This window comes from Phenylobacterium sp. Root1290 (assembly GCF_001425305.1).
Taxonomy (GTDB): domain Bacteria; phylum Pseudomonadota; class Alphaproteobacteria; order Caulobacterales; family Caulobacteraceae; genus Phenylobacterium.
This window is the reverse complement of the sequence record NZ_LMEE01000001.1, coordinates 17,057-43,232: the sequence shown is the minus strand read 5'-3', so window position 1 is coordinate 43,232 and position 26,176 is coordinate 17,057. Positions and strand designations below refer to the sequence as shown.

The window sequence follows — 26,176 nt, the reverse complement described above, 5'->3', positions numbered from 1 at the left end:
CGGGGACAGCAGCACCGCCAACCGGCGGGTGGACTCGAGCGAAATCAGTTCGCGGACAATGAACGGCTGCAGCCCAAGCCAGCAGAGGCCGAAACCGCATGAAAGCGCCACAAAAGCAGTCGATGTCGTTGCAAATGTAAGGCCCACTACGATGCCGGCTTGGGCAAGGCAGCCAGCGACCAGAAATTTGCGAGCCGGCAGTCGCCATGCGCGCTACGCGGCAGTCAGAGCGCCGGCGACCTGAAGCGGCAAGTTTCCGGCCACCGCGCCGCGAGCCAATCCAGAGCGCCGAGGCGACCACTGGTCGCTCCTCGTGCGGCGCAGTGTCCGGCAGATTGGCCGCCAGCTCGTCAGCCTTGCCGGCGCCGCACTGAGAGTGGTGAGGCGACGACAAGGCTGCTCTGCCTTGCTACTCGGCCGCTTCGCTCGGCGCGTAGCCGAGGAGGGCCTTCACTTCGAGGAACTCATTGAAGCCGTAGTCGCCCCATTCGCGGCCGTTGCCGCTCATCTTGTAGCCGCCAAACGGGGCGGACATGTCGCCGCCGCCGCCGTTGATCGACACCTGGCCGGCGCGCAGCTTGGAAGCCACTTCGCGAGCCTTGGCCAGGTCAGCGGCCTGGACGTAGGCGGCCAAGCCGTACTCGGTGTCGTTGCCGATCTGGATGGCCTGATCGACGTTCTCGTAGCCGAGGATCGACAGCACCGGGCCGAAGATCTCTTCCTTGGCGATGGTCATGCTCGGGGTGACGTTGGCGAACACGGTCGGCTTCACATAGTAGCCGACATCCAGGCCTTGCGGGCGACCGACGCCGCCGGCGACCAGGGTCCCGCCCTCGTCGATGCCGGTCTGGATCAGCTTCTGGATCTTGTCGTACTGCGCCTTGTTGACCACGGGGCCGAGCTGGCTGTTGCCGTTCGGGTCGCCCACAGTGATCTGGCTGACCGTTTCGCGAGCAACTGCGATCGCTTCGTCCATGCGACTTTGAGGGACCAGCATGCGGGTCGGGGCGTTGCAGGACTGACCCGAGTTGGTCATCACTGTGGCCACGCCTCGGCCCACGCCCTTGGCGAAGGCGTCATCGTCCAGGACGATGTTCGGGCTCTTGCCGCCCAGTTCCTGGGCGACTCGCTTGACGGTCGGAGCGGCGTTCTTGGCCACCTCAATGCCGGCGCGGGTCGAGCCGGTGAACGAGATCAGGTCCACGTCCGGGTGGCTCGACAGCGGCACGCCGACGCCGAGGCCGTCGCCTTGCACCAGATTGAACACACCGGCCGGGACGCCGGCGGCGTGTAGGATCTCAGCGAAGATATGCGCGCTGAACGGGGCCACCTCTGAGGGTTTCAGCACCATGGTGCAGCCGGTCGCGAGGGCAGGGGCCACCTTGCACACCATCTGGTTCATCGGCCAGTTCCAGGGAGTGATCAGGCCGCAGACGCCGATCGCTTCCTTAACGATCCTCGTCGGACCGCGATCTTCCTCGAATTTGAAGGACTTCAGCACCTCGATCGCCGCGCCAAGGTGGCCCATGCCGATCGGCGCTTGGGCGCGCTGCGCCAGGTTCGCCGGGGCGCCCATTTCCTCGGTGATGGCGGCGGCCAAGTCCCCAAAGCGCTTCTGGTACTCAGCGAGGATCCGGTTCAGGACGTCGAGGCGCTCTTCGCGGCTCGTCTGCGACCAGGTCGCGAACGCCTTGCGCGCTGCTGCAACGGCTTTGTCGACATCAGCGGCGGAGCCGAGCGCGATACGGCCAACGACCTGTTCCGTCGCAGGGTTCTCGACATCGAGCGTCCGGAGTTCGACGGGATCGACCCACTGGCCATCGATATAGAATTTCAGGTGCTCGCGCATCGTGTCCGTCACTCCCTTGGTGTCTTGGGCTGAAAGCCGGCTTTGCCCGCGTGCGGCGGCCTGACGACTGCGAGGCGGCGTGCTGTAGCCCGTCGCCGCAAGCGTCCGCCGGCACGGGCGGGCGTGGTGCTTAAAAGCTACATGATGCGACCAATATTCGTCAATTGACCAAAATCATACAACTGATCAATATGTGACCTTCCCAGCGGTCCAGGAGGCGCTCCCGTGGAACTTTCTCCCATCACCCCGTCGCACCGTCCGAACATTCTCGGCCTTGGTGGGACAGTTCGTGCCGGCTCCTCTACCGAGCGGGCTCTTGTTGCGGCTCTTGAGGTGGCGGCTTCGGCCGGCGCGGAGACGAAGCTGCTCGGCGGCGCCTTCCTCGCGACCTTGCCGATCTTTGATCCGCGTCCAGGCGGACCTACCCCAGAGCAGGCTGAGCTCGCCGAGGCGGTCGTCAAGGCCGATGGCATCATCCTGGCCACGCCCGGCTATCACGGCTCAATTTCCGGGGCGATGAAGAACGCCCTCGATACGCTCGACCTTCTTCGGTTAAGCGGGCATCCGTTCCTTGACGGCAAGGCCGTGGGGATCATCGTCACCGCCGCCGGCTCTCAGGCAGGCGGAACCAGCCTCGTGACGATGCGCGCGGTCATCCATGCATTGAGAGGCTGGCCAACCCCATTTGGGGCGACTTTGAACTCGGCGACGCCCCTGTTCGACGAGGGCGGGGCCTGTTGCAGTCCAAAGGACGCTACGCAACTGGCGACCGTCGCCGAGCAGGTCGTCGAGTTCGCGATGATGAAGGCCGCGCTCCAGGCCCAGCAGGCCGCCTCGCGCAACGATCGAATTTGATAGTGGAGAGGCGGGCACGTCTTTGTGCATGTCCGCCTCGATGTGATCGAGGCCGTATTCAAGAAGCTGGCCCCGTGTAAGCCGGCGGCGATGAGCCGATCAGATTCGGATGAGCTACAGGCTCGCGCCGCTGCGGTGGCTGGGGCCGGGAAGAGCCGCTTCGGGCCGCTGAAGCGCCCTCGTGATTTACTCAGCAGGCTCCAATCGCGTGGAGATCAGCGCCTCTAGCCCGCGGACCACCGAATCCATAGCGCCGTCCTCGGGACCTTGCCCTGGCAGGGTGCCCGATAGCGCCACCGCGGCAACACCGCGCCCCCAGGCCCAGATCGTCTCTGCAATGCTGCTGGCCAGCTCCGGAGGGTGGCGGTCTGCGAAGTCGGCCAGGATCGCCGCGCGCGACACTGCGAACGCCTCTGCCTCAGCGGCGGCGACGTCCTCGCGCCGACCAGCGTCCAGGGCTTCGAACATCAGCTCGTACAGTTCGGGCTTCTGGCGCAGGAAGTTCAGATAGGCCGCCCCCGTCGAGCGTAGCCACCCTTGGTCGCCATCCGTCTCGTAGGCGACCCGCATCGCCGCGGCCAGCTGCCTAAAGCCGTCCACCGCCAACCCCGCCAGCAGCGCGGCCTTGTCGGCGTAGTGATAGTAGACGGTGCCCGGGGCGACCCCCGCCCGATCGGCGATCGCCCGCAGCGACAGGCCCGCTCGGCCGTTCTCGTGCAGGATATCCCTGGCGGCGGTCAAAAGTTGTCCGCGGACATTGCCCACGTGATAGGGCTGCCGCCGCTCGAGACTTATCGCCCTCATGACGCCTGTTGGCGAGAGGGGGCGATGGGCGTCGACATCGACTTGAACACCTGCTCCGGGTCCAGGGTGAGCCAGAGGTCTGGCCCAGCCAAAATCTCCTGTGGAGTGAGAAGACAACTATCCAGGTCGTGCTTCAGCAGGTCGAAATTAACGCCCCTCCCGATGAAGACGATCTCTTGCCGGCTGTCCCCCGCGGGCTCGACCCATTTCTCCATGATCGCGCTGCGCCTATGGGGATCCTGCGGCCACTCATCAGGCGGCAGGAACCGCCACCATCGCCCGATGAAGTCCCAGCGAACGGCTCCACCGCTCTGCGCGAGCCGGCCTATCTCAAGAAAATTGCTGGCCACCCAGAAGCTGCCCTTGCAACGCAACAGCTGGCCGTTGCTCCAGGGGCTGGTGAGAAGCTGGGCGAGGCGCCGAGGGTGGAACGGGATGCGTTCCTTATAGGACCAGGCGCCGATTCCGTATTCGTCCGCCTCTGAGCGATCGTCGGCAGAGGCCTCCAGATGTCGCATCCAACCCGGCGATTGGGCGAGCTTTGCGAGGTCAAACCGCCCTGTGTTGAGAATACTCGCGGTCGCGATCTCCCCGTGGCTCATAGGCAAGATCTCAGCGTCAGGATTCAATGCGCGCAGAACCGTCTTGAGACGCTCGAACCCTTCCATGCCGATGAGGTCTAGGCGGCTGACGAGAATGACGTTGGCGAACTCGACTTGGTCGACAAGAAGCTCCGAAAGCGGCCGCTGCGCCTCAAGGCCGGTTGGCGACAAGGCGGGTTCGGGCTGGGAGACGAGCATGGCTTCGAAGCTGCCGCCATCGACCACCGTCACCATCGTGTCGAGCTTCGCTAGCTCGCTGAGACAGAACCCACTGCTATCGAGAAAGGCGAAGGTCTCAGCCACGGGGAGAGGCTCGGATATGCCGGTGGACTCGATCAGCAGGTAGTCGAAGCTACCCCGCCGAGCGAGATCGCTGACCCGCTCTAGTAAGTCGGCGCGGAGCGTGCAGCAGATGCAGCCGTTGCTCATCTCCACCAGCTCGTCTCGACCCCGCTCGAGCGCGGCTTCACGCTCGACTTCATCGTGATCGATGTTGATCTCGCTCATGTCGTTGACGATCACCGCCACCCGCAGGCCTTGACGGTTCTGCAGCACGCGATTGAGCAAGGTCGTCTTTCCGGCCCCGAGAAAGCCAGACAGAACAGTGACTGGCAGACGGCCTGGCCTTTCAGCCGCCATAGGTCAGGCCCGGGTGAGGGGCGTCTGCGTGTCCGACTGGTCGGCTTCCGCGTCGATCCTGGTCAGATATCCCTCGAACAGGTCGATGACCACCGAGCCATCGCGCGCGCCTTGGCCCCAAAGTTCCTTGGCCCTGAACTCGACGTGATAGGTCGGTTGATGTTCGGCGTTCTTGTCGCCATGCCCGATCGTATCGGGAAAGGGCCAAGAGACCGTCGTGCGGTGGAGAACTATGCCGCGCTTGCCTCGGCAATAGCCCGGAACGCGGATGTGGCCTTCGACATGCTCGTCGCGAACCTCCACCTGCTCGCCGATTTCGAATGGCGCGCTATTGGCGTTTGCAGGCGCGGGTCTGCCTCCATTGTTCGAAGGAACCGCCAACTGGAAGTGCGAGCCGAGCGCTTCGTCCAATTCCTCCTGGGTGATCAGGCCCTTTTCGACGAGGAGCGTCGCCGTGCCGACGATGATCCGGTCGAAGTAAGGGGCCGAGAAGTATTGCCGTGCGCTCATGCGCTCGATCGCATGGCGCAGTTCGTCGGTGGCGTAGGCGCCGAGAAGCCCGCCAGCGACGACGGTAAGGCTGTAGCCCAAGTGCTCCCAGTCTTCGTGAAAGACCGGCTTATAGCTGTCGCTGTTGATCGTGTGCGCCACCTTGCCGAAGCCCTGGACGCCGCCGAGGTCGTGAATTCCGTCCATCGTCAGCCCTCCTGCGAAGCACTTGCCAGTTCGGTCAGCCGCGGCCGGGCGATCCCGATTAGGACGTCCTTGGTCACAAGCGCGGCGAGTTCTTCCTCCGACATGTGATCCGTGCCCTCGGGGCGCACCGGAAGCACCATGTAGCGGCTCTCGGCGGTCGTATCCCAGACCTTCACGACGATGTCGTCGTCGAGATCTTCACCCAATTCCCGCAGAACGGTCGCGCCCTCACGGACAAGGCGAGCCCGGAACTCGAAGCTCTTGTACCACTCGGGCGGAAGCCCCAACACCGGCCAGGCCGTGCAGGAGCACAGGCTGCAAACAATGACGTTTTGCAGCGTCGGCGTATTCTCCAGTGCGACGATGTATTCGCCTTGCATCCCGGTGTAGCCGAACTGCTCGCAGGCCGCAGTCCCGTCTCTCAGCAGCAGTTCGCGAAACTCCGGATCGACCCAGGCGCGCGCGACGACGCGGGCTCCATTCGCCGGATCCCATTCCACTTCCATCTTCTGCGTAAACGCTTGAATGAAGCCTTCAGGAACGAAGCCCTTATCGGTCATGACCTTGAGCAGCGCATTGGCTCGCGCGCTCGGCGTGTTCGCAGGGGTGTAGTCGGGGGACTGTGTCATGTTTGCGCCTCGTTACGCGACGTCAGTCAGCTAAGTGTCGCAATGAATTTATGTCAACTGACTAAAGTCGTACATTTGACCAAAATGTGCGCTTGAGCCGCTCCTTGCCCCCCCTTCAAGCATCACCTGGTTGCAGGGTTGACCGTCGGCTATCGTTACGGGCGCCGCCGGTCACCAAGCTGCGGCTGTGAGCGCTTGCTCAATATCGGCCAGAATGTCATCGCCGTATTCGAGACCGATCGACAGACGCACGTAACCTGGCGACACGCCCGTGGAGAGTTGGGCCTCCTCGTCGAGCTGCGAGTGGGTCGTGGATGCGGGATGGATCGCCAAGCTGCGCGCGTCGCCGATGTTGGCGACATGATAGAGTAGCTGCAGGCTGTCGATGAACTTGCGCCCAGCCTCCACGCCGCCGGCCATCTCGAAGCCGACCAAGCCGCCGAAGCCGCCGGGGAGGTAGCGATCGGCGCGCACGCGAGCCTCGCCGGTCTGTTGACTGGGGTGGATGACGCGCGTGACGTCCGGGCGATCGGCGAGCCAGGTGGCGACCCGCGTGGCGTTCTCACAGTGTCGCGGCATCCGCAGGTGAAGCGTCTCCACGCCTTGGAGAATCTGGAAGGCGTTGAAGGGCGAGATGGCCGCGCCAAGATCGCGCAGCAGAACTGTTCGCATTCGCATGATGTAGGCCACCGGACCGAGCGCCTTGACCGCCTGCGTCCAGATCGCGCCGTGATAGGAGGCGTCGGGACTGTTGAGAGCAGGTTGTCGCTCGCCGGCGGCCTCCCAGTTGAAGCCGCCTCCATCCACGATTATGCCGCCGATCGATGTGCCGTGGCCGCCAAGGTACTTGGTCGCGGAGTAGACCACGACGGCGGCGCCGTGTTCCAACGGGCGACACAGCCGCGGCGCTGCGGTGTTATCCATGATCAACGGTATGCCAAGCGAGCGGCCGATGGCCGCCACCTCGGCGATCGGAAACACCTCCAGCTTGGGATTTGGCAGGGTCTCGGCGTAGTAGGCGCGAGTCCGCTCGTCGGTGGCCCGTCGGAAGTTCTCCGGGTCTTCCGGATCGACGAAGCGCACCTCGATGCCCTGGTCGCGAAGCGTGTTGGCGAACAGGTTCCAGGTTCCGCCGTAAAGCGCGGTGGAGCTGACGACATTGTCGCCGGACTTCGCCAAGGTCTGCAGCGAGAGGGCCGACGCGGATTGGCCGGAGGCGACTGCGAGGGCGGCGACGCCCCCCTCCAAAGCCGCAATGCGCTGTTCCAGCACATCCGTCGTCGGGTTCATGATCCGCGTGTAGATGTTGCCCATCTCCTGCAGCGCAAATAGCGCCGAGGCATGGTCGGTATCCCGGAACTGATAGGACGTCGTCTGGTGGATCGGCACAGCCACCGAACCGGTCGTGGGGTCGGCGCGCCATCCGGCATGCAAGGCCAGGGTGTCGGGGTGCAGGGATCGTCCAGCCATGGTTCGTCTCTGTTGATCTGACTTGGCGTTGTGGATCTCCGCAGCCGAGTGCGCGGCCTTCCGCGCCCACACCCGCGGCCGTGGATTAGTTGATCGTGATCGCAGCCAGGATCAGCCGTGTTCCCGTGCTGAGCAGCTCATCGCGCCGCCACGGATATTCGGGCACTGTGACCAAGGCGTGGGCGACACCGAGCGAGTTTGCCGAGAGCGCCTGCATGATCAGCTCGCTGTCCACGTCGCTTCGAAATCGGCCGACCTCCTTGCCGTTCTCAATGAGGCGCTCAAGCGCCTGGAACCGCGTTAGGAGGTCCCCAGTGTCCACGAAATAGGTGTCTTCACCCGGCTCCAGAACGTCCTGGTTCAGGTGCACGACGCGGTAGCTGTCGGGGTGATCGCGCCAGTATCGCGTCATGGTTTCGACGTAGGCTTCGACCTTTGCAACAGGATCAGACTGCGCGGCCGCGGCGGCGTCGCATCGGGACAGGAGGTCAGCGAAGATGTCCTGCCAGATGTGCCGCAGAAGCGCATGTTTAGATGCGAAGTGGAGATAGAACGTCATGGGCGGGCAGCCTGCCCGCTGGGTGATCTTCCGAATTGAGACCCCTGCATACCCTTCGTCGACGAAGAGTTCGCGGGCAGCCTCAATGAGCTGATTTCTCAGCTCGGCGGCCTGGCTTGCGGTGCGCCGCACGCGCTTTCGCGGGGGGGAGCTCTCCAACTCGTTTTGCCTAGCGGTCGCGGGATTCTGTGCCATCGAGCAAACTTAGCGGGGGCTGGTGACGTCGCAAAAGCGCGATCGCGAAAGAGACCGTCGCGGCGTTGTCGACGAACGACGTCGAACGGGCAGGCGAGTGGGGCGGAGCAGCACGCCCCTAGCCTTGAGTCAGGCTGCCGACAGTTGGGCGATGGCGTCGGCGCCGTCGATATGCGCGCGCTTTTCGATGATCTTCCCGTCCTTAATCGTCAGGAGGCAAAACACCGACATGCGCAGATCTTTGTTGAGCGGCGCCAAGGCTCCGAGCTGTCGAACGTGGTTCTTGCCTTCAAACAGCAGATAGGCTGCGACCTTGTCCCCCTCTGCCACCATTTGCTTGAGCGCAAAGCTGTAGCTTTCAAACGCTTCGAAGCTCGGACGTTCGGAATCGATCAGCCCGGTGACGCCGGGCTTTGGGGTGTCCACCTGGGAATAGAAGACGAAATCCGGGTGGCAGAATTCTCCCATCCGGTCGAACTCGGCCCGATCCAAGGCGGCGTAGAACTCTTCAACCAGCTTCTTGTTGTCTTCGATCGACATCGACTTGGTTTCCTTCTCTGCAGCCGTTTCAGACTGTGCAGGTTTCGCCATCGGCGGGGATGAGAACCCGATCGAGCAAGCCAGCTTCGGTCAGGTGGCGGCGAAGTGCGGCCCGCGTGTTGAGGGCGTGGTGGGCGGCTTCAAGGTGGCTTGCGATGATCGTCGCCGAAGGCGCTGCGGCGCAGACCGAGCAGACGTCCTCGTTGTTCATGATGATGCTGCCCAGCCCTGGCGCCTGGGCGTCACCAGCATTCACGATGATGACGTCGGGCTGGTACTGCCGGATATTGGCCTCGACGTACTCGTTCCAAACCGTGTCGCCGGCGAGATAGAGGATCTTCTCGTCCGGGTGGCTGAAGACGATGCCGCACACTTCCTGCAGGGCGTCATGCGCGAGCCCAAGCGCCTCATCAGACCCATGTTGGCCAGGCACCTTCTTGAGCTTCACGCCCTTGAATTGAGGGTTTCCGGTGAGCACGCGAACGTCGGTGAAGGCCTTGCCTTCGACGAATCTGACGTGAGGACCGCCCTCAAGGTCGATGGAGCCGGCCTGGCTGACCAGCACCCGGTCAGTCGCGTGTTGCACAAAGATCGGCATGTCGGCCGGGATATGCTCAGCGGCCGTGTGGTCCCAGTGGTCGGAATGGATGTGCGTCAGGATGACCGCATCGACGTCCACGATCTCTTCGATCGCCGCCGGCAAGGGGGCCGTAGGCTGGCGAAGGTGCGGGTTCGCGCAACCTGGAAACGCCGGCATTGAATCCTTGGGCGCGAGCCAAGGATCAACGAGGAATTTTACGCCGCCATACTCGATGACCAGCGTAGCGTTTCGAATCTGCCTGATCTTCATGACACTCGCTCCGAAGGGTTGAAGGCATCGTCGCTGGTTGGTTTGCCGTGTGCGTGCGGCATCAGCTTTTCCAGACCGCAGGGCGCTTTTCGAAGAAGGCGTCGACGCCTTCGCCAGCGTCTTCCTCCATCATGTTTCTCGCCATGAGATCGCCCGCCAAGGCATGGGCCGCCGCGCGTGTTCTCGGAGGCTGGGCATGAAGCAGGGCTTTTCCGTAGCGAAGGGCCTCCGGGCTCTTGGCCATGATCGCCCCCACGAGGGCGTCGACGGCCGCGTCGAGTTCGGTGGCGGGCGTGACCTTGTTGATGAGGCCCCAGGTCTCGGCGGTGGCCGCGTCGATGAAGCGGGACGCCACGAGCATTTCAAAGGCGCGCTTGGTCGGGACATCGTGCGCAAGCGCGGCGGCCGGCGGCGAGCAGAACAGCCCGACATTGACCCCCGAAATGGCGAAGCGAGCTGTGTCCGACGCGACGGCGAGGTCGCAGCTGGCCACGAGCTGGCAGCCAGCGGCGGTGGCGACGCCTTGGACGCGAGCGATGACTGGAACGGGCAGGGCTATGATCGCCCCCATCACGTCCGCGCAATGTGCGAAGAGCTGCCGATAGTGCTCGAGGCGATGAGATCCTCGCGCCTTGCCCAGGTCGTGACCAGCGCAGAACGCAGACCCCGCGCCCGACAGCACGACACACCGCACCGAAGAGTCCGTCGCGATACTCGCCAGCTCGTCCTTTAGTGCGACGAGCAATTCCTCGGACAGCGCGTTGAACTGGGCCGGACGGTTCAGGCACAGGTCCACGCGTCCGCCGCTGCGACCCACGGCGATGAGGGGATTGATCGGGCAATGGGCAGTCATGCGACCGCCTTCAGGTAGTGGACCGCGCGGAAGCGAGCGCCCAGGCTGGACGAGGCGAAGAACGACGCTGCCGCGACTGTCCAGGTGGTCGCGCGGCGGCGGTCCGATGTGTGCCCGCAGCGTGTCATAGCTTTGCCGCCACCTCCTGGGCGACGCGCTCGCCGGAGCGGATGGCTCCATCGATGTAACCGACCCACGCATCGGCCGTTTCGGTCCCCGCCCAGTGGATGCGGCCGAAGGGCTCTCGCAGAGCAGGACCGAACGCGGTGAGGACGCCCGGGCCTGGGACCGAGACGTAGCCGCCGCGGTTAAGCGGCGCGCGGGTCCAGACCTCTTCGAGGTACTCGACAGGCGATAGCGCGGCGTCGCCGAGATAGAGGGCGAGATCCTTCAGCACCTGTCCGCGTCGTGCCTCGACGGGCCGGTCAGCCCATCGCTGTGCAGGCGCTCCATCGAAGAAGCCCACCAGCGAGCCCGTTGAACCGACCGTTGGCGAATGGTCGAACCATGGCCCGAACTCAGTGCGATCAGACAGCACCAGCCCGGTCAGACCTTCCTCCCGCCAGAAGGGGCGCGAGTAGGACACGTGCACCTTGATGACGCAGCCCAACGGCATCCGTTGGGTCAGGCCGTCGCGCTGCGCCGGGAGCGGCGGTGCGTACTCGATCCGGCTTGCGATCGCCGGTGGGGCGGTGACCACGACCTGGCGGGCGCGCCAATCGCCCTTCGGCGTGGCGACGGTCACCCCATCATTGTTTTGCGAGATTGACTGGACGGGCGCCTCCAGCACGACCGCCGCGCCCAGTTCGGCGGCCATCTTCTGAGCGAGCTGCCAAACGCCGCCCTCGAACAAGGAGTCCTGCGCTCCACCACGCGTGGAGATCAGGGCGTTGAAATCACCAGCGGCGGCGGCGTAGGCCAGAAAATAGAGGAGCGAGATTTGTCCGGTCTCGGCGGAGAACACAGCGCGCGTCATGAGCCGGATCATCGTCCGGACGGCAGGATGTTTCGCGTTGAGGACCAGCCAGCTCTCCACGGTCTGGGCGTCGAGCTGCTCGGCGTCCGCAGCCTGCCAAGGCTGCGCCGCCGGCACCTTCGCCGCCATCGCCTCGATCTTGCCGATGACCTCAATGAATTCCGGCATGGCCTCCGGGACGAGGCGCGGGGTTTCGCCTTCGTAGGCGACACGGTGACCGCCGATGTCGATGATATTCTTGCCGGCGTCGAATTGCGGGTAGGTCGAGACTCCGAGTTCCTTCGCCAAAGCGAGCAGACGGGTCTGGGTGGGACCGACCCATTGCCCGCCTAAATCGACCACTTCGCCGGCGATGCGTCCTGGCTTGGTGCGGCCGCCCACGCGTTCGTCGGCCTCAAGGACTACAACGCTATGCCCGCTGGCGCGAAGCCGTCGAGCCGTCGTCAAGCCGGCGAAGCCAGCGCCCACGACCACGACGTCGACAACGTTTGTCGTCCGGGCGGCGGCGGCTTGAGCACCCATCGCGGTCAAGCCCACCGCCACGCCAAGGGCGCTCCGGCGCGAAAGCGAAAGATGCTCACGTCTTTCGTCGTGTTCGTTGTGCGGACCACTGGCCATCTCTTTCCTCTCCGCGGGGGCACAGCCTGATCGGTCGCCAGTACATACCGTACGCGTACGGAAACGATATTCCCAATATCCGGGGTCCGTCAATCACACTTCGTACGTGTACGAAATCCGAGGGCGGCGCCCTTCCTCTCAGAGGAGGGCGCATGCCTTGCGTGGCGTCAGAATGGGGAGAGCCCTAGCAGGGCGCGTCAGTGCGGGTGGGCGCCGAACGTCAGTCGGCGTCGTCTTGCGGCCACCGCCGACGGCCCTTCGGCAGGAATGAAGGGCGCAGGCCCAGGCGCGTGGCCTGTTCGTCGAGCCAGGTCTCGGCGGTCAGATCTCGTTTGCGAACGTGCTCGCCAAGGTCTTGGAACAAGCGCCTGAACCCGCCCCACCAGACGCGCGGCTCGATGAGAGCAAGATCCTCTCCCATTTCTTCGTGGAACGGGCTGAGCGCCAGCATCATGACGACCATCGGCTTGCTGTCGATGGATCGCACGGCGAACTCCGGTGAGCGCAGCCAGATGCTGGCGACAATGGCGAATGGGTCGCTATCGGTCGCGTCGGCAAAAAGGCGGACACGTTCGAGATCGAAGGGGCCAGAGCCCTCCTCGAAGTGCTGGTAGGTGCGCAAAGGCAGGCCCATGGCCAGGGCGACTTCTCCGGCGCGCATGCCACGGGCGCGCCGCACGGAGCGCAGCGCTGCGGCTAGGAGAGCGTTCTGGCTAGGAACACTGCCTGGCGCGTCGTCGTCCATGCCCCTCCGATCGGTGGTGTTCGAGGGCGCCGCCGCCCAGCGTGTTGTGCATGTCGACTCAAAGTATAGTTGTAATTTCTTCGGCGTCTTCACCCACCGGTAGGTTCGGGTGATATCTCCGGGTGAACCCGCGCCACAGCCAGGCTTCGGGACGGCAAGCCGGGACGATCTCACGGTCCTGGACATCGGCAGTTCCCGGCGTGGCGCGGCGGGCCTCACGGGCTGGCGGCTTTGAGGGCATTGCTGACGTAGACGCGCCGGAGGCTGGCGCGCGATGCGCCAGTCTGTGGCGCAAAGACCAAAATGGGCGCCGAATAGCCTCTCAAAGCTCGGCTTAGCGGACCTGGTCGCATTCCATGGTGGCAGATGGTCCAGCTGGCGGGGTGCTTCGATGATGCGAACCCTTCGACGTACGGATTTCGCGTGGGAGTTCCTGCGCCGAAATCATAGCTATCGGGAGCAGGCCACGACGGCCGAGGCCGAACCCCAGAGGTGGGGCCTGCAGTTCTGGGTCGACCCGGAGGCCGAAGCCGACGACCACGTATTCTGGCGCCCCGATGTCGCCCCAACCCATGTCGTGTGCTTGCAGCGCGCGGCCTTGGACGACGGTCTGCGCCTGAACGAGCTCGCCGGCGTAATCGCCCAGCGGCGCACAAGGGGAGGCGTGCATGTAAAGCTGCGTGGCGGCCTGCAAGCCTATGTCGAAGGATGCGAGCCGTGCGAACCGCTCGCGGCGATTGTCCCGATCACGGGGTCGTTTTCCGCTGCGCTCAGAGGCGTTGCGGATCTGGAGCGCATCCTGCGCGGCGATGTTCCGCCGGTCGATCTGACAGCTCAGCAAAGCAAACGTCTTCACCGGATGCTGAGGGCGCTCGACGCCGCCCAGGCGCAGGCGACCTATCGGCAGGTTGCGGCCGAGATATTCGGGGAGGAGGCGGTCCGTCGGTATGACTGGAGGACCTCTTCCATACGCGATGCCGCGATCCGCTTGGTGCGAACGGGGCGGGCCCTATCGGAAGGCGGCTATTTAAAGCTGCTCGGCGCGCCTGGCGCTTGAGGTGTAGAGGCGCAGCCGCCTTGCAACCTTGGCTGGTTCACGGGACATAGGGTCATGAAGACGAGCCTGGATCATCTTCCGGAGGCCAAGCGACGCGAACTAGGGCGCGCCGTCGAGGTTCTGTTCTCGGAGTTCGAGGCGGTGATCGAAGGCGGTCACTCGGAACACAAGCGCGACGGCCAGATCCTGAAGGTGATCCTGTTCGGATCGCACGCCCGCGGCGATTGGGTGGACGATCCGGTCGGCGGCTACGTGTCCGACTACGACCTGCTGGTGGTCGTGAACCACGAGCGGCTGACGGACATCCTGGAGTTCTGGGCCGGCGCCGACGACCATCTCTTGCGCGAGTACCAGATCGCCCATCGGCTGACAGCGCCGGTGAACTTCATCGTCCATAGCCTCTCGGATGTGAACAAGCGGCTGAAGCATGGGCGCTACTTCTTCACCGATATCGTCCGGGATGGGGTGGTGCTCTACGAGGCGCCCGGCAATCAATTCGAGAGGCCCAAAAAGCTCGAGCCTGCCGAAGCCCTGGTGGAGGCGGAGGGGTTCTTCCGTGAGTGGTTTGGGGGAGCTCAGCAATTCGTTCGCCAAGCCCATCATGCGATCGATGATGATGCGCCGAAAATCGCGGCGTTCGACTTCCACCAAGCGACTGAGCGGCTTTACCACTGCCTTTTGCTGGTCAAGACGCTCTACAGCCCCAAGTCCCACAAGCTGAACTTTTTGAGATCCCAGGCCGAGCAGCTGGATGGTCGGCTCACGGCGGCATGGCCGCGCCGCACGAAGTTCGAGCAGCGCTGCTTCGAGCTTCTGAGGCGGGCTTATGTCGATGCGCGTTACTCTGAGCACTACAAGATCAGCGCCGAGGAATTGACCTGGATCGACGAGCGCATCCGCGTGCTCTCCGACCTTGTGCGGCAATCCTGCGAGGAGCGGCTCTCGACCCTGCGCGCCGAGACGAAAGCGCAGTAGCCGCCGCTTGCTGCGGCCGCCAGAAGCCTAATCACCGTCCATTCGAGAGCTTGAGGCCTGCGGTTTCTAGCCGCTCGTTGGCGACCTGGGGGCGCTTCAACCTCGTCTACACGAGGACGCAGTTGATCTTCACTTGGCCAGAGAGCGATCTCCCTCCGCTCGCCGTGCTCGCCGGCGAGGTGGCCGATATCGCGCTGCGCACGCTACTAGCGCATTCCGCCGAGCTCAACGAAGTGAAGGCCTACCTGCTTCGCAACGGCGATGTCTTTCTGCACGCGCCGACAGACTGAAGCCTGGGCTTGAAGGTGTCACTCGGGCCCTTCTGCGCCAGGATTGCTGTCCACGAGCTGACGAAATTTATGCAGTTGTACTAAATTGATCCACTGAATAATGTTGGTCGATAAGATCGGTGTTCGCCGGGCCGGGTAGCGAACGCAGTGGGGCGCTCGCGATAAAGCGGACGGATGTAGCTTTGCCGAAGCCATCCAGAAGGCGCCGCGCCCTCAAGTAGTGGAGGAAGTGATCATGACCATCCGCATGTTTGGCTGCGTGTGCGGGCAGTACCACAGCCCAGCCAAGGCGCTTGGAATGTTCGGCGACCGTGCGACGGTGCCATTGCCATTCTACGTCATCGAGCATCCGCAGGGCGTGGCGCTCTTTGACTGCGGCTTGCACGCTGACATCGGCAAGGCAGACGATGCCTACACCCAGGGCCTTCGCGCTCACGACATCGACGTTACCGTGACGCCTGAGGAAGCGGTGGCGCGGCAATTGGAGCGGCTAGACATCGATCCGCAGCGGGTTCGATGGGTCGTGCTTTCACATCTCCACTTCGACCACGCCGGCGGCCTGCACCAAGTTCCAAACGCTACCGTCGTCGTGCAGCGCCGGGAGTGGCAGGCGGGCTTCGATCGTGCGGTTGCGGCTGAGCACCATTTGCCGAGACGCTTCTTCGATCTGGGTCACCAGGTGAAGCAAATCGACGGAGAACACGACCTCTTCGGAGATGGATCTGTTACCTGCATCCCGTCCTTCGGGCATACGCCGGGGCATCAGTCGCTGCGCGTGCGAAGTGAGCTGGGTGATCACATCCTGCTCGGCGACGCCTGCAACAATCACCAGATCGCAGCTAGCAGACACTTTCCCTACGAGTCAGATCCGAGGCGGCCTGAGATGAACCGTTCGCTCGATGCGCTGCTATCGCGCGCTGGGGCAGCCACTGTCGTGGTGTACGGGCACGATCCTGATCAGTGGGGCGAAGCGTCCGTTCTTCCTAAGGCTCGCGCTTAGGCCGCGCGGGCGGAGCATCGGCTCAAGGCGTTTAGCGACTGGCTGTTAGATACCGCTAGGTCCGCTCGGGGCTCATTACAGACCATCAGTAGGTCTGCTCTCCGGCTGACGCCGCGCGTCAGCCTCGGGCTCAAAGCGGACTTTGAGACGGTCCGCTCTCCGGACAGCTAGAAACCAAATCCAGTGCGCCCGCAGCGGGCCTGCTTTCTTTTGACCCCTGGCTCAAAGCCGCTTGTTGAACCAAGTTATCGCAATTGGCGGTTCGGGGGTGGCGGGTGCTGGAGCGGGGATCGGAGTGGCGGCGTTGGGATTTGCATGTCCACACGCCAGGCACCGCCATGGCGGATCGCTTCAAGGGCGATTGGGATAGCTACCTGACGGCGATCGAAGGCCAAGACGATGTCATCGTCATGGGCGTGACCGACTATATGTCGATCGAGAACTACTCGCGAATACGGCGTGAGAAGGCGTCGGGCCGCCTCGCCAACATCGCCCTGCTAATCCCCAACATTGAGTTTCGTGCGACGCCGGAGACAACCAAAGGCAAGGCGATCAACATCCATATTCTCATCGATCCAACGGACCCCGATCATGAGCGGCATATCCTCGAAGCCCTGGGACGGCTGACCTTCACCTACAATCGGCGACCGTTCGCCTGCATCCCCGGCGACCTCATGGCGCTCGGCCGCGCGCACGACACATCGATCACCGACGACAGCGCCGCGCTGCGCCATGGGATCGGACAATTCAAGGTTCCCTTCCAAGCGATCGAGGAATGGTATCGCAATGAGCATTGGCTCGCCCACAACAGTCTGGTCGCCGTCGCTAATAGCGGGACGGATGGCCTCAGCGGCCTGCCGCTGACCGACGGGTTCGGAGCGCTGCGCGAGGAGATCATCCGCTTTTCGAGGATGATCTTTTCCGGCAATCCGAAGGACCGGGACTTCTACCTCGGCCTCGACAAAAGCGCAGAGGCGGAGCTGAAAAAGGTCGGCGGCATCAAGCCGTGTGTCCACGGATCCGACGCCCACGAACTCGCCAGGCTGTTCAAGCCCGACCACGATCGTTTCTGCTGGATCAAGGCCGATCCGACATATGAAGGCCTGCGCCAAGTCCTCTTCGAACCCAGCGACCGCGTCTATATCGGTGCCGCGCCGCCGGACATGCATGACCGCAGCCGGGTCATCGACAGCATCACGATTGCCGATCCAGGCGGCTGGTTCGGATCGCAAACCCTGCTGCTCAATCCCGGCATCGTCGCGGTGATCGGGCAGAAGGGTTCGGGAAAATCGGCCCTCGCCGAGCTGATCAGCGCCGCCGCAGGCAGTTCCGCGCCGGCCAAGGACGCTTCGTTCCTCAGCAAGGTCGAGCGCCACCTTGACGCCGTGACCGTCACGCTCACGTGGAAGGACGGCAAGACGACGACCCATCGGCTGGGCGACGGGCCTTACAAGGGCGATTCCGTTCGGTATCTTTCACAGCGGTTCGTCGAGCGGTTGTGCGCCGAGGACCATGTCGGGGCCGAGCTGGTCCGTGAAGTGGAGGCGGTTGTATTCGCCGCCCTAGACCCGACCGAGACTTTGAACGCCACCGACTTCGGCGAACTTCGCTCCATCAAGACGAGCGCGCTGCGCACCGATCGCGATCGGATCGTGACGCGCCTTCAGCAATTGATCCGCGAAGGCGACCAGCTGCGCGCCAGGGCAGCCAAGCTGGGCGAACTCAAGGTCCGCGTTGCCACCCTGCAGGCGGAGTCTGTCAGCCTGAGAGGGCAGATGCCACCGGCGATCAACGCCGAGGACGCCAAGGTGCAGGCGGCGATGGCTGAGGCGCGCACGAAGCTCTCTGCGCTGCAGGCGGCGACCGCCAGCGACAAACAGCGACTGGTGAAGATCGGCGATATCCGCGCCGAAACGGCGGCCTTTGCTCGCGAGATGCGAAGGTTTTACAACACCATCACGCCCAAGCTCGTGGAACTCGGGCTCGATGAGGTGGCGCGTCAGCTCTTCGAACCAAAGTTCGGCGGCGACACGGAGCGGCCGCTCGCGGCGGTGGAGCGCGGCATCAATGAAACGATCCGCGCACGCCAGGGCGACCCTGACGCGCCGGGCGCTGACACAGTTGCCAGCGTCGAGGCCGCAATCGCCAGGCTAAACGGCCAACTGACCGCCGACCGAGCGCTGCGCGAACGGATCGACGGCATTCAAAAGCGGCTCGCCGCCATCGATGTCGAAATCACCCGGTTGGGCGAGGAAATCGCCCGGATCGAGGGACCAGAAATGGAGCGGCGGCGGGCACTCCCGGCCGAGCGGATGGAGACCTACAAGACCTACTTCGAAAACCTGCGTGAGGAACAGGACATCCTGGAGCAGCTCTACGGGCCGATCCGGCAGCGGCTTCAGACCAGCCGCAAGCAGGAGCAGAGCCTCGAATTCTACATCCGATGGGACGTCGATGCGGCCGCCTGGATAGCGACCGGCGACGCCCTTTTCGACCGTCGCACCGGAACGCCGGTTGGCGACCTTACCGCGGCCATCAAGGACACCTTGGGGCCGGCCTGGCGTTCGGGCGATCCGCAACGGATCGCCGAAGCCATGGAGAAGTTCGTCGAACCCTTCAATGGCGCCTTTCAGGCGCAGTCAGCGGCGCTGCGCAAGGGAGCCAGCCCCACCGATGTGCTCGATTGGTTGTTCTCGCCCGAGCACATCAAACTCACCTATGGCCTGCGCTACAACGCGACCGATCTTGAGAAGCTGTCGCCGGGCACAAAGGGGATCGTGCTACTGATCCTCTACCTGGGAATGGATACTGACGACAGTCGGCCGTTGATCATCGACCAGCCGGAAGAGAACCTCGACAGCGAGTCGATCTACGACCTGCTGGTCCACTACTTCCGGACCGCGAAACGTCGCCGTCAGATAATTCTAATCACCCACAATCCGAACCTAGTCGTGAACACCGACGCCGAGCAGGTGATAGTCGCCGCCTGCGGCCGGCAGGCCAACGGCCTGCCAGCCATCAGCTACGCGGCCGGTCCCCTTGAGGACAATCGGCCCGTAGACGGTATCCGCGCCAAGGTTTGTCGCATCCTCGAAGGCGGCGAGTCCGCCTTCCATGACCGTGAAAGGCGTTACGCCCTCAAGCCCTAGAAGCGTTGTCGACCCAGCGGTCGAGCACCGCGAACGGAATGATATCCGCGTCGTTGCACAGGACGGGGAAGCGGGTGACGACATAGTGACGGACCTCGGTCAGACCGAGTTCCGCCTTGAGAAGGTGCTCCCGCCCTCTTTCCTTTGCCAGGGCACGGCGGTGACTGCTGACGACCGCATTGTTGAACCGGGCATATCGCGCGGGCTGACCTTCGATGAGTCGGCCGTCGATGAAGGTGTTTTTGCACTGAAAATTGTGGATCACGCCACTTCGGGTCGTAACCACATCAAATTCCCGGCGCTCGACGCGGCGGACCTTTGCGATGTCGAACCCGCCCGCGGCGAGGATACCACTGACCTTTCGTTCGAACAGGAAGCCGGAGCGGATCTGAAACCGCTTCTTGCGAGCCAGGGCGACGTTTTTCCAGTTGTTCAGGAAGCGGGTCAGTAGGGTGACGTTCGTCACCAACTGGTCCTCGATGTGTATGAACGGTTGATGGCCGTTGAGTGCTTCACTGTAGTCGGCTCCATCGTGGACGAAAACGGATCGGCTGACGCCCGGCCAGCGTGAGGCCAGGACATCCACAGCCGCAAGAAACGGTTCGGCCGGCACCGTCACGACGTGGCTCTCCGGCCCTCTCAATAGCGGCAAAATCAATTCGGATACCGGCCGGAAGCTGGTCTGATCGAGGTCAAACTCGGCGTAGGCCGCTTCGATCAATGCCACCTGGTAGACGACCTCCGCCTTGGAGAGGAGCCGCCGCGGATCCAGGCTCGTTCGCTCTGGGAAGGCACCCGTCACGCCGTAGGTAACCATATCGGTCACCGACACCCGCTCCGCATCCATGGCGCCTGGGTCCAGAAGCTCAGCTGTGCGGCTGGCTCGGTAGGAAACCCCATCAGACTGCAACGCGAAATCGGGGAAGACTTGATTGAGCATCCGGAACTGCGTGAGATCGACGACCGTGCCTGCGCCGAGTTCGATCAGGGTCATGAAGGCCATCAGGTCATAGCTGGTCTTTGCCACTGTCGATCCTTGGCACGCCTTTGGCAGCACATAGAGGAGCGACACCATTCGACGTCGGCGGGTGTGAAGATAGCCGACCGCGTGCGCCACCGTCGCCAGGCCGAGCTGTAGCCCGTGCGCGGAACAGGCCATGTCGAAGGCCTGGACCAGTTGGAGGACTTCCAGCATCCGCGTCTCGATGCCGCCATCGTAGAGGTCACGGATGGTTGTTTCGAGCCAGCTCCGCCGCGGGCCGATCGCCATCATCAGCGGCATGGTGGCGATAACGTCGTGCAACGCCTCATCATCTAGAGGCTCGGTCATGAAGTTGATCAGCTCCTCCGCGCCTTGGAGGATTCGATGCCAGCTTTGCGGCGTCACAACCGGGTCATAGTGCGCCAACTGCTGTGCAATCCCATGCACCATTCGCGCGATCTCGCTGTCCATCGCGGAGGTGAGGGGCGGCCCCGACAATGTGCCTTTGAACATGTCTGGTCCCGATGAAGACGCTGCCGATGGCTACGCGATACTTTGAATCTAGGGCTGTTGGTCGCCGAAAGGTGAAGGCCTCCCCTGCGCCCGAGCCCTCGCGGGGTCTCGGACGCCCCCTTCGAGCGGAGCCCCCCGCAACGCCTCGTCAGCGACCTCGCAACGCAACGGCTCGAACCGTTCGATCTTCAGTTCCCTCTTCCCTGCCGCGCCGAGGCAAAAGAATTATATCGTCCATCGACGGCATGCCGGGACGCCAGGCGACCTCCAGTTGGAAGTGCGGCATGCGAACCCCCTCGGTCGGCAGACAGCATTCGGCGTAGCGCAGCTTGGAGTCGCACGGGCAAGCATCGTCATGCGGGTGATCGGCGAACTTCGTGTGCAGATGCCGCTTGTAGGTCCATTCCCCCGACCAGGGATGGAACGGCCCCTGCAGAAGGTCGAGGACGTACTGGACCGTGTCATAGCGATAGTCGAGCTGTAGGACGGAGTACTTCTGCACCGGATCGGTGACGATCGACATTTCCCGAGGATGGGCCTCGAGAATGCGCCGGAAACACATCTCGCCGTTATAGACGCGCTTCGGAATGTGGCCGCAGGGATCGACCGGGGTGCTTTGCTTCCCGCAGATCGAGCATTCCCAGCGCTTGTATATCATCGCCGGACTGATGAAGTGCCGGTAGGGGAAGGTCGACTGCCACAGCGTCACGAGATCCGCCCTTTGGCGAACCCACACCGATAGCTCCGGGATGAACGGATTCTCTTCAAGTCGTGCGAAAGCGTGCTCCGCGTCCTCCAGCGCGCACCAGCCGGGATAAAACGCTCCGCGACCCATTTTCCGGTACGCGTCCAGGTAAAGCTCGGTGGCGTGCGCATAGGCACCGACGAACCACAGCCGGTTCTTCTCGACCGCGTCAGCGGCGCCACCTTTCCTGACGCGCGCCTTCTGACCCAGTTGCCGCCAAAAGGTGAGCGAAGGCCGGTCGATGCTGTCCCGGATAACGGTCGTCAGGACCGTAGAGGCGAGCGGGCGCCGCATGCTCAATCGACTGCGGGCTGGCGCCGCTTGCTGGGGTGGACCTGATGCGGCGAGGCTGGCGCAGCGTCGAGCTGGTCGATGAATTTTGGTATAGCGGTCTGGAGCATTGGCGCCATCTGCGCTGGATCGCCTTTGTATTCGAGCTTCAGCGCCTTGTGATTCGGGCCTTCGATAATCAGCGTCATCTCTGCGGTGTCACCCTGCTGGTGGCCGGGCAGCAGCTCATCGAGGCGATTGGCAAAGATGTTCAAGGCGATCGGAAAAATCCCGTACTTCAGGATCAGTGTCGGAAGCCGCCAAGCCTTAGAATGGAGCGCCAGTTCCTGGTAGTCGGACGAACGGATCGCGACAGCGAGGCCCGCCGTGTCCCCGAGGGCTTCGCGGAAACGCGCGATGAAGTCGCCACTGCCCTCTGGGAACAGCGGGCCGTGGTCACCGCCCTCATCTGGAACCGCAACGATCTGCGCGGCGAGCAGGCCCGGGCGTTGGTTAGAGTCGACCCACGGCCGATCCAGCCAATAGCCACTGCCTTCGTTGGTCTCGCGGACCTCGAACTTCAAGAACTCGCGTCCGACTGTCGAACTCATGGGCCCTCCGTTCATATCGATTTGGGACCTAGGCTGCCCGTCCGCAAGTAATGCTTCCTTTGGCCTTGTTAGGGCCAAGCGGCGGGAGGGCGCCGGTCCTGCCGCTCTTGCGGCCTCCTATGCGACCGCCCTCGGGTGCTTTCGCGCCTGCAGTTCCTGGGTGTCAACGCGAGTGCGTCCCCAAGTATTAGAGAAATTTCTCGGCTAATTTACGTTTGCCCTGCGGATCGATGTTCGTGATTTTGTCCTTCGCCGGGTAGTAGAACCCCGAGACGGATAGGTCATGGTCGCCGATTTCGACGCGGACCGACAGCTCCTCGTTGTCTTCCCACGTGTCGCGCAGCGACGCCTTGCAGGTTTCCCCCCGTAACTCGAAGGTGAAGGAGGGGGCCCTTCGATCCCAATTCGTCACCGCCGTGCGAATGAGTGTTTCGCCGATCGCGGCGCGTTTCTTCTGTGAGAGCATGTCGAGCGATGATTCCTTGATCGGGCCGAACAAGCCGCTTTCGTTCATCGCCTCGAGGATCTTACGCATGTGTGCGCCCGTGTGCTGGTTCACGAACAACGAGGAGCGAGACCCGTGTGGGCGTCCAAGAATGTTGGTCCGGATGTTCCACCAAGTCTCTGCCACCCGCGCGTCGGCCGCTTCACTCGCCGAGAGGGCGATGAACCACCGCAGGGCGTCCCGGCTCCGGATCGTGCCGTCGGCTTCGAGTTCAACATCCCACGCGGCGACGACAACTGGGCAGGCCCGGTCTGAATAGAGGGGCTCGGCGAGGCGACGCGCCTCGAGGTTCGGCACCGAATTGACGGCGCTCACCAACCGGTCCGCCGCCTCTGCGGAATATGGGCAGGTCACAAATCCGCGGACGAACTCAATTGTGTGATCGAGACCCTTGTAGGTCTTGATTTCCTGCAGGCTGGAAACGTGTTGGCTCGAGTCTCGGGGCGGGGAGCTAAGGATCGGGTGCCAGTCAGGATATCCCTCGGTGGCGTTGCCCAGTTCCTCAATCAACTGCTGGACGACCGCCCGGCCGCCAGCGGGGTCGCGTAGCGACTTGGTCAGGTAGGTGATGGCGGCGGCGTTCTGCTGCGCCGCCACCGTGGGGGATCGAAACTCCATGGTGCCTGCCTCACGTGTGCGTTGTGGTTTACGTAAACGTATCACTTCACGTGAAAATAGAAAGATGCGACTTAGCGCCATGCTGTATGGCTGCAGTCTCTGGAGTTCCGGCTGGGCCGCGACCTGGACGAGGGCCAACTCCAAACAAAAGAACGCTGCAGCTTCCTCATCACGCGCAGGGTCCGGCTGACGGCATCGTCGTGGAGAGGGGAGCGGCGTGAAGCAAATTCCGATAGGGGTGAGAGTCTGACCCACGAGCAGGCAACCGGAGGTCCAGCATTCAGACAGCTCGGGAGGGGACAAATGGGTCTCGATATCTGGGACGCCATACGTATGCGTCTAGTCGTCGAACTGGGGTGCGACGGTGCCCACTTTCAGCTCGAGCCATACGAATGCGGCGGAATGGGCGCGCCGCTGCGTGGCTATGTTCTGGCAGGACCGGAGCTTGGATGGAGAGAGTTCCAAGGGTGGAGCGATCTCAAGATCACTAGACGTCAGTTCGAGCCGAGAACTGCCTAAGCCCGAACGTCCGCCATGGGACGGAAGCGGTCGGGCCTGAGCTCCCGCAAACGGACCTCGTCTAGGGTGTGCTTCTCGGCTGCGCCGCGGGGCTTCGCTTTCCCAGATGAGGCTCGCAACATATTGTAGAGCTTACTCTCCTCGGAGGCCGCGATGGGACGCAGGTCCGCCAGTTCCAACCCACGCGCATCGAAACTCCGAGCCCGGTTCGCGGCCGTCTCAGGCGCGCGAGCGTTGAAGCGGCGCAGTTCGCGGCTACCGCTTGGAATTTTGGGATTTGCGGTGCTCGTCGGGGCGGCCATCGGCTTCGTGATCACCGAGGATCGCGCGCCGCCGGCTGCTCTCGCCGGACCGGCGGGCCAGGCGCGTATCATCGACGGCGACACACTCGACGTCGGTGGAGAACGGGTCAGACTGTGGGGCGTAGATGCGCCTGAACGCGACCAAAGCTGCGAGGATGCGGCCGGGCGTCCGTATGCCTGCGGACAGCAGGCCGCGGCCGCGTTGTCGGACCTGATCGCGGGCCGAGCCGTGACCTGCAATCAGCGGGACATCGATCACTACGGCCGGACCGTGGCGCAATGTTCGGCGGACGGGGAGGACCTCGCCGGCCGACTCGTGCGCGAGGGGCATGCGCTCGACTACACTCGCTATAGCCGTGGCGCGTACCTCTCCGACGAGCTTCGTGCTCGCCGCGAGAAGGCTCGCATGTGGCGAGGCTCTTTCACCCGGCCCGAAGATTGGCGCCGGAGCGGCGGCTAGCGCAGCGCGGCTGACTGGGCCGCGAGCTGATCCCTCAGCGCCTGTAGCCGCCCCTCATAGAGCCGCAGCAACACGAATACGTCAGGAGGACCGGCGTCCCGCTGGGCCAGAAACGCTCGCTCGGCTTCCCGACCTGCCGCTGTGTCGGCCGAGAGGATCTGGCTGCGCTGATAGAGCCAGGCCAGCTCGCGATCGGCCTTAGCCAATTCAGGCGTCGCGCAAATCAGCTGCAGCACCTCGGCCTCAGCGTTCTCGCACTTGAAGGAAGGGGTCTGGCTTTGCGTAACAGGCAAGTAAATCGGCGGCAGGTAGCCCGCATCGCCTAGGAACCATCTCAAGGCTTCGGGATAGGTCTCGAAACGAACCTGCTCGCCATCTGGACAGGCCCCTTCGACGAGGGCGGCTCGGCAAGGACCTGGATAGGTCCAGTCACTGTCGCGCTGGTAGGCTTCAAGCACCACAGGCCAAGCGGTCTCGATGAGACCGAGGCGCGCGGCGGCGGCGGCGTAGGCCGCGCACGCGCCATTCTGGCCCCTGCGGCATTCAGGTTCCAGCTGGTTCAGGAAGGATTGATAGTGCGGCCGCAGTTTCCGACTTGCTGAGACGTCGATGACCTTGTTGTCGACGACTTGGTGGAACGACGGCGGTGCCCAACTGGCTGCATAGGCGTCAAACGCATAGAGGAACCGGTCGTCACCGAGGCGAAACTCCGGACGCCCGTCTCCGTCGTAGTCCTTGGGAAACTCACCCAGGCGATCGCCGTCCTGGACCGCCACGTCCATCACCTTCCATGCGCCCTTGTGCAGCTCAATCAACTTGATGTCCGCGCAGCAGTGGGCGCCCCCGGTGAAGGTTGTGAAGATGACCTGCGGTGCGCTGCTAGTCAGATCGATGCGGCCCACCCCGAACTCGGCGGACGCCCGACCAAACCATGGGGTCCCGACGACCTCCGCCACGACTTTCCCATTCTGGCGAACCACGAGCAGCGGCGCATTTCCCTCCGACGAGACCTGTTCCGAGAGCGTCAGTTCCAGATCCCCGCTCTTGAACGAAACCGGGCCGGGCTGATCGTCCTGGCTCCACTCCACCAGCGTGTTGGACGCCAGCTCTGCCTGCGTCGAACTGATCGCCGCGACGGGCTCAGTCTTGGGCCGAACAGGCGACGTGCGCGTCAGCTGCCCTGCCAGGCCGATCGCCAGGATCAGGCCGACGGCTCCCAGGGCGGGCAACAGCCAGCTGCGGCCGGCGGGGTTCGTATCTTGGCTCATCGACTGTCCGGCAACTCCAAGCTGCAGCTTAC

At 63.5% G+C, this 26,176-nt stretch carries 24 protein-coding genes; 7 read left to right on the top strand and 17 right to left on the bottom strand.

The features are described 5' to 3' along the window. Positions 1–409 precede the first annotated feature (409 nt). On the bottom strand, positions 410–1,849 hold the full coding sequence (locus ASC79_RS00210; protein WP_056027281.1) for an aldehyde dehydrogenase family protein: 1,440 nt from the start codon (positions 1,847–1,849) through the stop codon (positions 410–412). 225 nt (positions 1,850–2,074) lie between these two features. Between ASC79_RS00210 and ASC79_RS00205 the strand changes: the two genes are divergently transcribed. Continuing rightward, entirely contained in the window at positions 2,075–2,704 is a 630-nt protein-coding gene (locus ASC79_RS00205) for an NADPH-dependent FMN reductase (RefSeq protein ID WP_200937055.1), read from the top strand. 186 nt (positions 2,705–2,890) lie between these two features. Here the strand turns inward: ASC79_RS00205 and ASC79_RS00200 are convergent, their stop codons facing one another. The 11 genes from ASC79_RS00200 to ASC79_RS00150 all read right to left on the bottom strand — a co-directional run bounded on the left by ASC79_RS00200 (position 2,891) and on the right by ASC79_RS00150 (position 12,880). Further along, positions 2,891–3,445 carry a TetR/AcrR family transcriptional regulator gene (locus ASC79_RS00200; RefSeq protein ID WP_162244238.1) on the bottom strand — a complete coding sequence of 185 codons (555 nt, stop codon included), beginning with the start codon at positions 3,443–3,445 and terminating at the stop codon, positions 2,891–2,893. Between the two features lie 59 nt (positions 3,446–3,504). Next, complete coding sequence (locus ASC79_RS00195) at positions 3,505–4,749, bottom strand: GTP-binding protein (RefSeq protein ID WP_056027276.1); 1,245 nt, start codon at positions 4,747–4,749, stop codon at positions 3,505–3,507. 3 nt (positions 4,750–4,752) lie between these two features. Next, positions 4,753–5,445 carry a nitrile hydratase subunit beta gene (gene nthB, locus ASC79_RS00190; RefSeq protein WP_056027273.1) on the bottom strand — a complete coding sequence of 231 codons (693 nt, stop codon included), beginning with the start codon at positions 5,443–5,445 and terminating at the stop codon, positions 4,753–4,755. Positions 5,446–5,447: 2 nt separating this feature from the next. Further along, the gene (gene nthA / locus ASC79_RS00185; RefSeq protein ID WP_056027270.1) at positions 5,448–6,074 is read right to left on the bottom strand and encodes a nitrile hydratase subunit alpha; all 627 of its coding nucleotides are present in this window, start codon (positions 6,072–6,074) and stop codon (positions 5,448–5,450) included. Between the two features lie 171 nt (positions 6,075–6,245). Then, positions 6,246–7,544, bottom strand: a complete 1,299-nt coding sequence (locus tag ASC79_RS00180; RefSeq protein WP_056027267.1) for an O-acetylhomoserine aminocarboxypropyltransferase/cysteine synthase family protein — start codon at positions 7,542–7,544, stop codon at positions 6,246–6,248. Positions 7,545–7,629: 85 nt separating this feature from the next. Next, positions 7,630–8,235 (bottom strand): TetR/AcrR family transcriptional regulator, encoded by a 606-nt coding sequence (locus ASC79_RS00175; protein ID WP_056027264.1) that lies wholly within the window; start codon positions 8,233–8,235, stop codon positions 7,630–7,632. A gap of 192 nt (positions 8,236–8,427) precedes the next feature. Beyond that, positions 8,428–8,838 carry an ester cyclase gene (locus ASC79_RS00170; RefSeq protein ID WP_056027261.1) on the bottom strand — a complete coding sequence of 137 codons (411 nt, stop codon included), beginning with the start codon at positions 8,836–8,838 and terminating at the stop codon, positions 8,428–8,430. A gap of 28 nt (positions 8,839–8,866) precedes the next feature. Then, positions 8,867–9,688, bottom strand: a complete 822-nt coding sequence (locus tag ASC79_RS00165; protein ID WP_056027258.1) for an MBL fold metallo-hydrolase — start codon at positions 9,686–9,688, stop codon at positions 8,867–8,869. A 61-nt stretch (positions 9,689–9,749) separates the two neighbouring features. After that, positions 9,750–10,721 carry an enoyl-CoA hydratase gene (locus ASC79_RS00160; protein ID WP_200937054.1) on the bottom strand — a complete coding sequence of 324 codons (972 nt, stop codon included), beginning with the start codon at positions 10,719–10,721 and terminating at the stop codon, positions 9,750–9,752. Continuing rightward, positions 10,666–12,135, bottom strand: a complete 1,470-nt coding sequence (locus ASC79_RS00155; RefSeq protein ID WP_082531870.1) for a flavin monoamine oxidase family protein — start codon at positions 12,133–12,135, stop codon at positions 10,666–10,668. The genes ASC79_RS00160 and ASC79_RS00155 overlap by 56 nt, the downstream gene beginning before the upstream one ends. A 220-nt stretch (positions 12,136–12,355) precedes the next feature. Beyond that, entirely contained in the window at positions 12,356–12,880 is a 525-nt protein-coding gene (locus ASC79_RS00150) for a helix-turn-helix transcriptional regulator (RefSeq protein WP_156378517.1), read from the bottom strand. Positions 12,881–13,154: 274 nt separating this feature from the next. On the opposite strand from ASC79_RS00150, the gene ASC79_RS00145 reads away from it, so the two are divergent. From ASC79_RS00145 to ASC79_RS00125, 5 genes are all read left to right on the top strand, one after another. Beyond that, a complete protein-coding gene (locus tag ASC79_RS00145) occupies positions 13,155–13,937 on the top strand; it encodes a DUF2285 domain-containing protein (RefSeq protein ID WP_082531869.1) in 783 nt (260 codons plus the stop codon). A gap of 54 nt (positions 13,938–13,991) precedes the next feature. Next, positions 13,992–14,912 carry a HEPN domain-containing protein gene (locus ASC79_RS00140; protein WP_056027247.1) on the top strand — a complete coding sequence of 307 codons (921 nt, stop codon included), beginning with the start codon at positions 13,992–13,994 and terminating at the stop codon, positions 14,910–14,912. A gap of 122 nt (positions 14,913–15,034) precedes the next feature. Further along, positions 15,035–15,202 (top strand): hypothetical protein, encoded by a 168-nt coding sequence (locus tag ASC79_RS00135; RefSeq protein ID WP_156378516.1) that lies wholly within the window; start codon positions 15,035–15,037, stop codon positions 15,200–15,202. 235 nt (positions 15,203–15,437) lie between these two features. Then, positions 15,438–16,202: an N-acyl homoserine lactonase family protein gene (locus ASC79_RS00130; RefSeq protein ID WP_056027241.1), complete on the top strand. Its 765-nt coding sequence runs from the start codon at positions 15,438–15,440 to the stop codon at positions 16,200–16,202. A gap of 275 nt (positions 16,203–16,477) precedes the next feature. Beyond that, positions 16,478–19,351: a TrlF family AAA-like ATPase gene (locus tag ASC79_RS00125; RefSeq protein ID WP_369817349.1), complete on the top strand. Its 2,874-nt coding sequence runs from the start codon at positions 16,478–16,480 to the stop codon at positions 19,349–19,351. On the opposite strand, the gene ASC79_RS00120 is transcribed toward ASC79_RS00125, so the two are convergent. From ASC79_RS00120 to ASC79_RS00105, 4 genes are all read right to left on the bottom strand, one after another. Continuing rightward, a complete protein-coding gene (locus ASC79_RS00120) occupies positions 19,341–20,846 on the bottom strand; it encodes a hypothetical protein (RefSeq protein ID WP_056027234.1) in 1,506 nt (501 codons plus the stop codon). The genes ASC79_RS00125 and ASC79_RS00120 overlap by 11 nt on opposite strands. A 148-nt stretch (positions 20,847–20,994) precedes the next feature. Next, positions 20,995–21,885 (bottom strand): SEC-C domain-containing protein, encoded by an 891-nt coding sequence (locus ASC79_RS00115; protein ID WP_056027231.1) that lies wholly within the window; start codon positions 21,883–21,885, stop codon positions 20,995–20,997. A gap of 2 nt (positions 21,886–21,887) precedes the next feature. Continuing rightward, positions 21,888–22,472 (bottom strand): hypothetical protein, encoded by a 585-nt coding sequence (locus ASC79_RS00110; protein ID WP_056027227.1) that lies wholly within the window; start codon positions 22,470–22,472, stop codon positions 21,888–21,890. 187 nt (positions 22,473–22,659) lie between these two features. Then, positions 22,660–23,595, bottom strand: a complete 936-nt coding sequence (locus tag ASC79_RS00105) for a hypothetical protein (protein WP_056027224.1) — start codon at positions 23,593–23,595, stop codon at positions 22,660–22,662. Between the two features lie 753 nt (positions 23,596–24,348). Between ASC79_RS00105 and ASC79_RS00095 the strand changes: the two genes are divergently transcribed. After that, positions 24,349–24,876: a thermonuclease family protein gene (locus tag ASC79_RS00095; RefSeq protein ID WP_200937053.1), complete on the top strand. Its 528-nt coding sequence runs from the start codon at positions 24,349–24,351 to the stop codon at positions 24,874–24,876. On the opposite strand, the gene ASC79_RS00090 is transcribed toward ASC79_RS00095, so the two are convergent. Continuing rightward, entirely contained in the window at positions 24,873–26,144 is a 1,272-nt protein-coding gene (locus tag ASC79_RS00090; protein WP_056027216.1) for a lysozyme inhibitor LprI family protein, read from the bottom strand. The two genes, ASC79_RS00095 and ASC79_RS00090, sit on opposite strands and share 4 nt — an antisense overlap. Between the last annotated feature and the right edge of the window lie 32 nt (positions 26,145–26,176).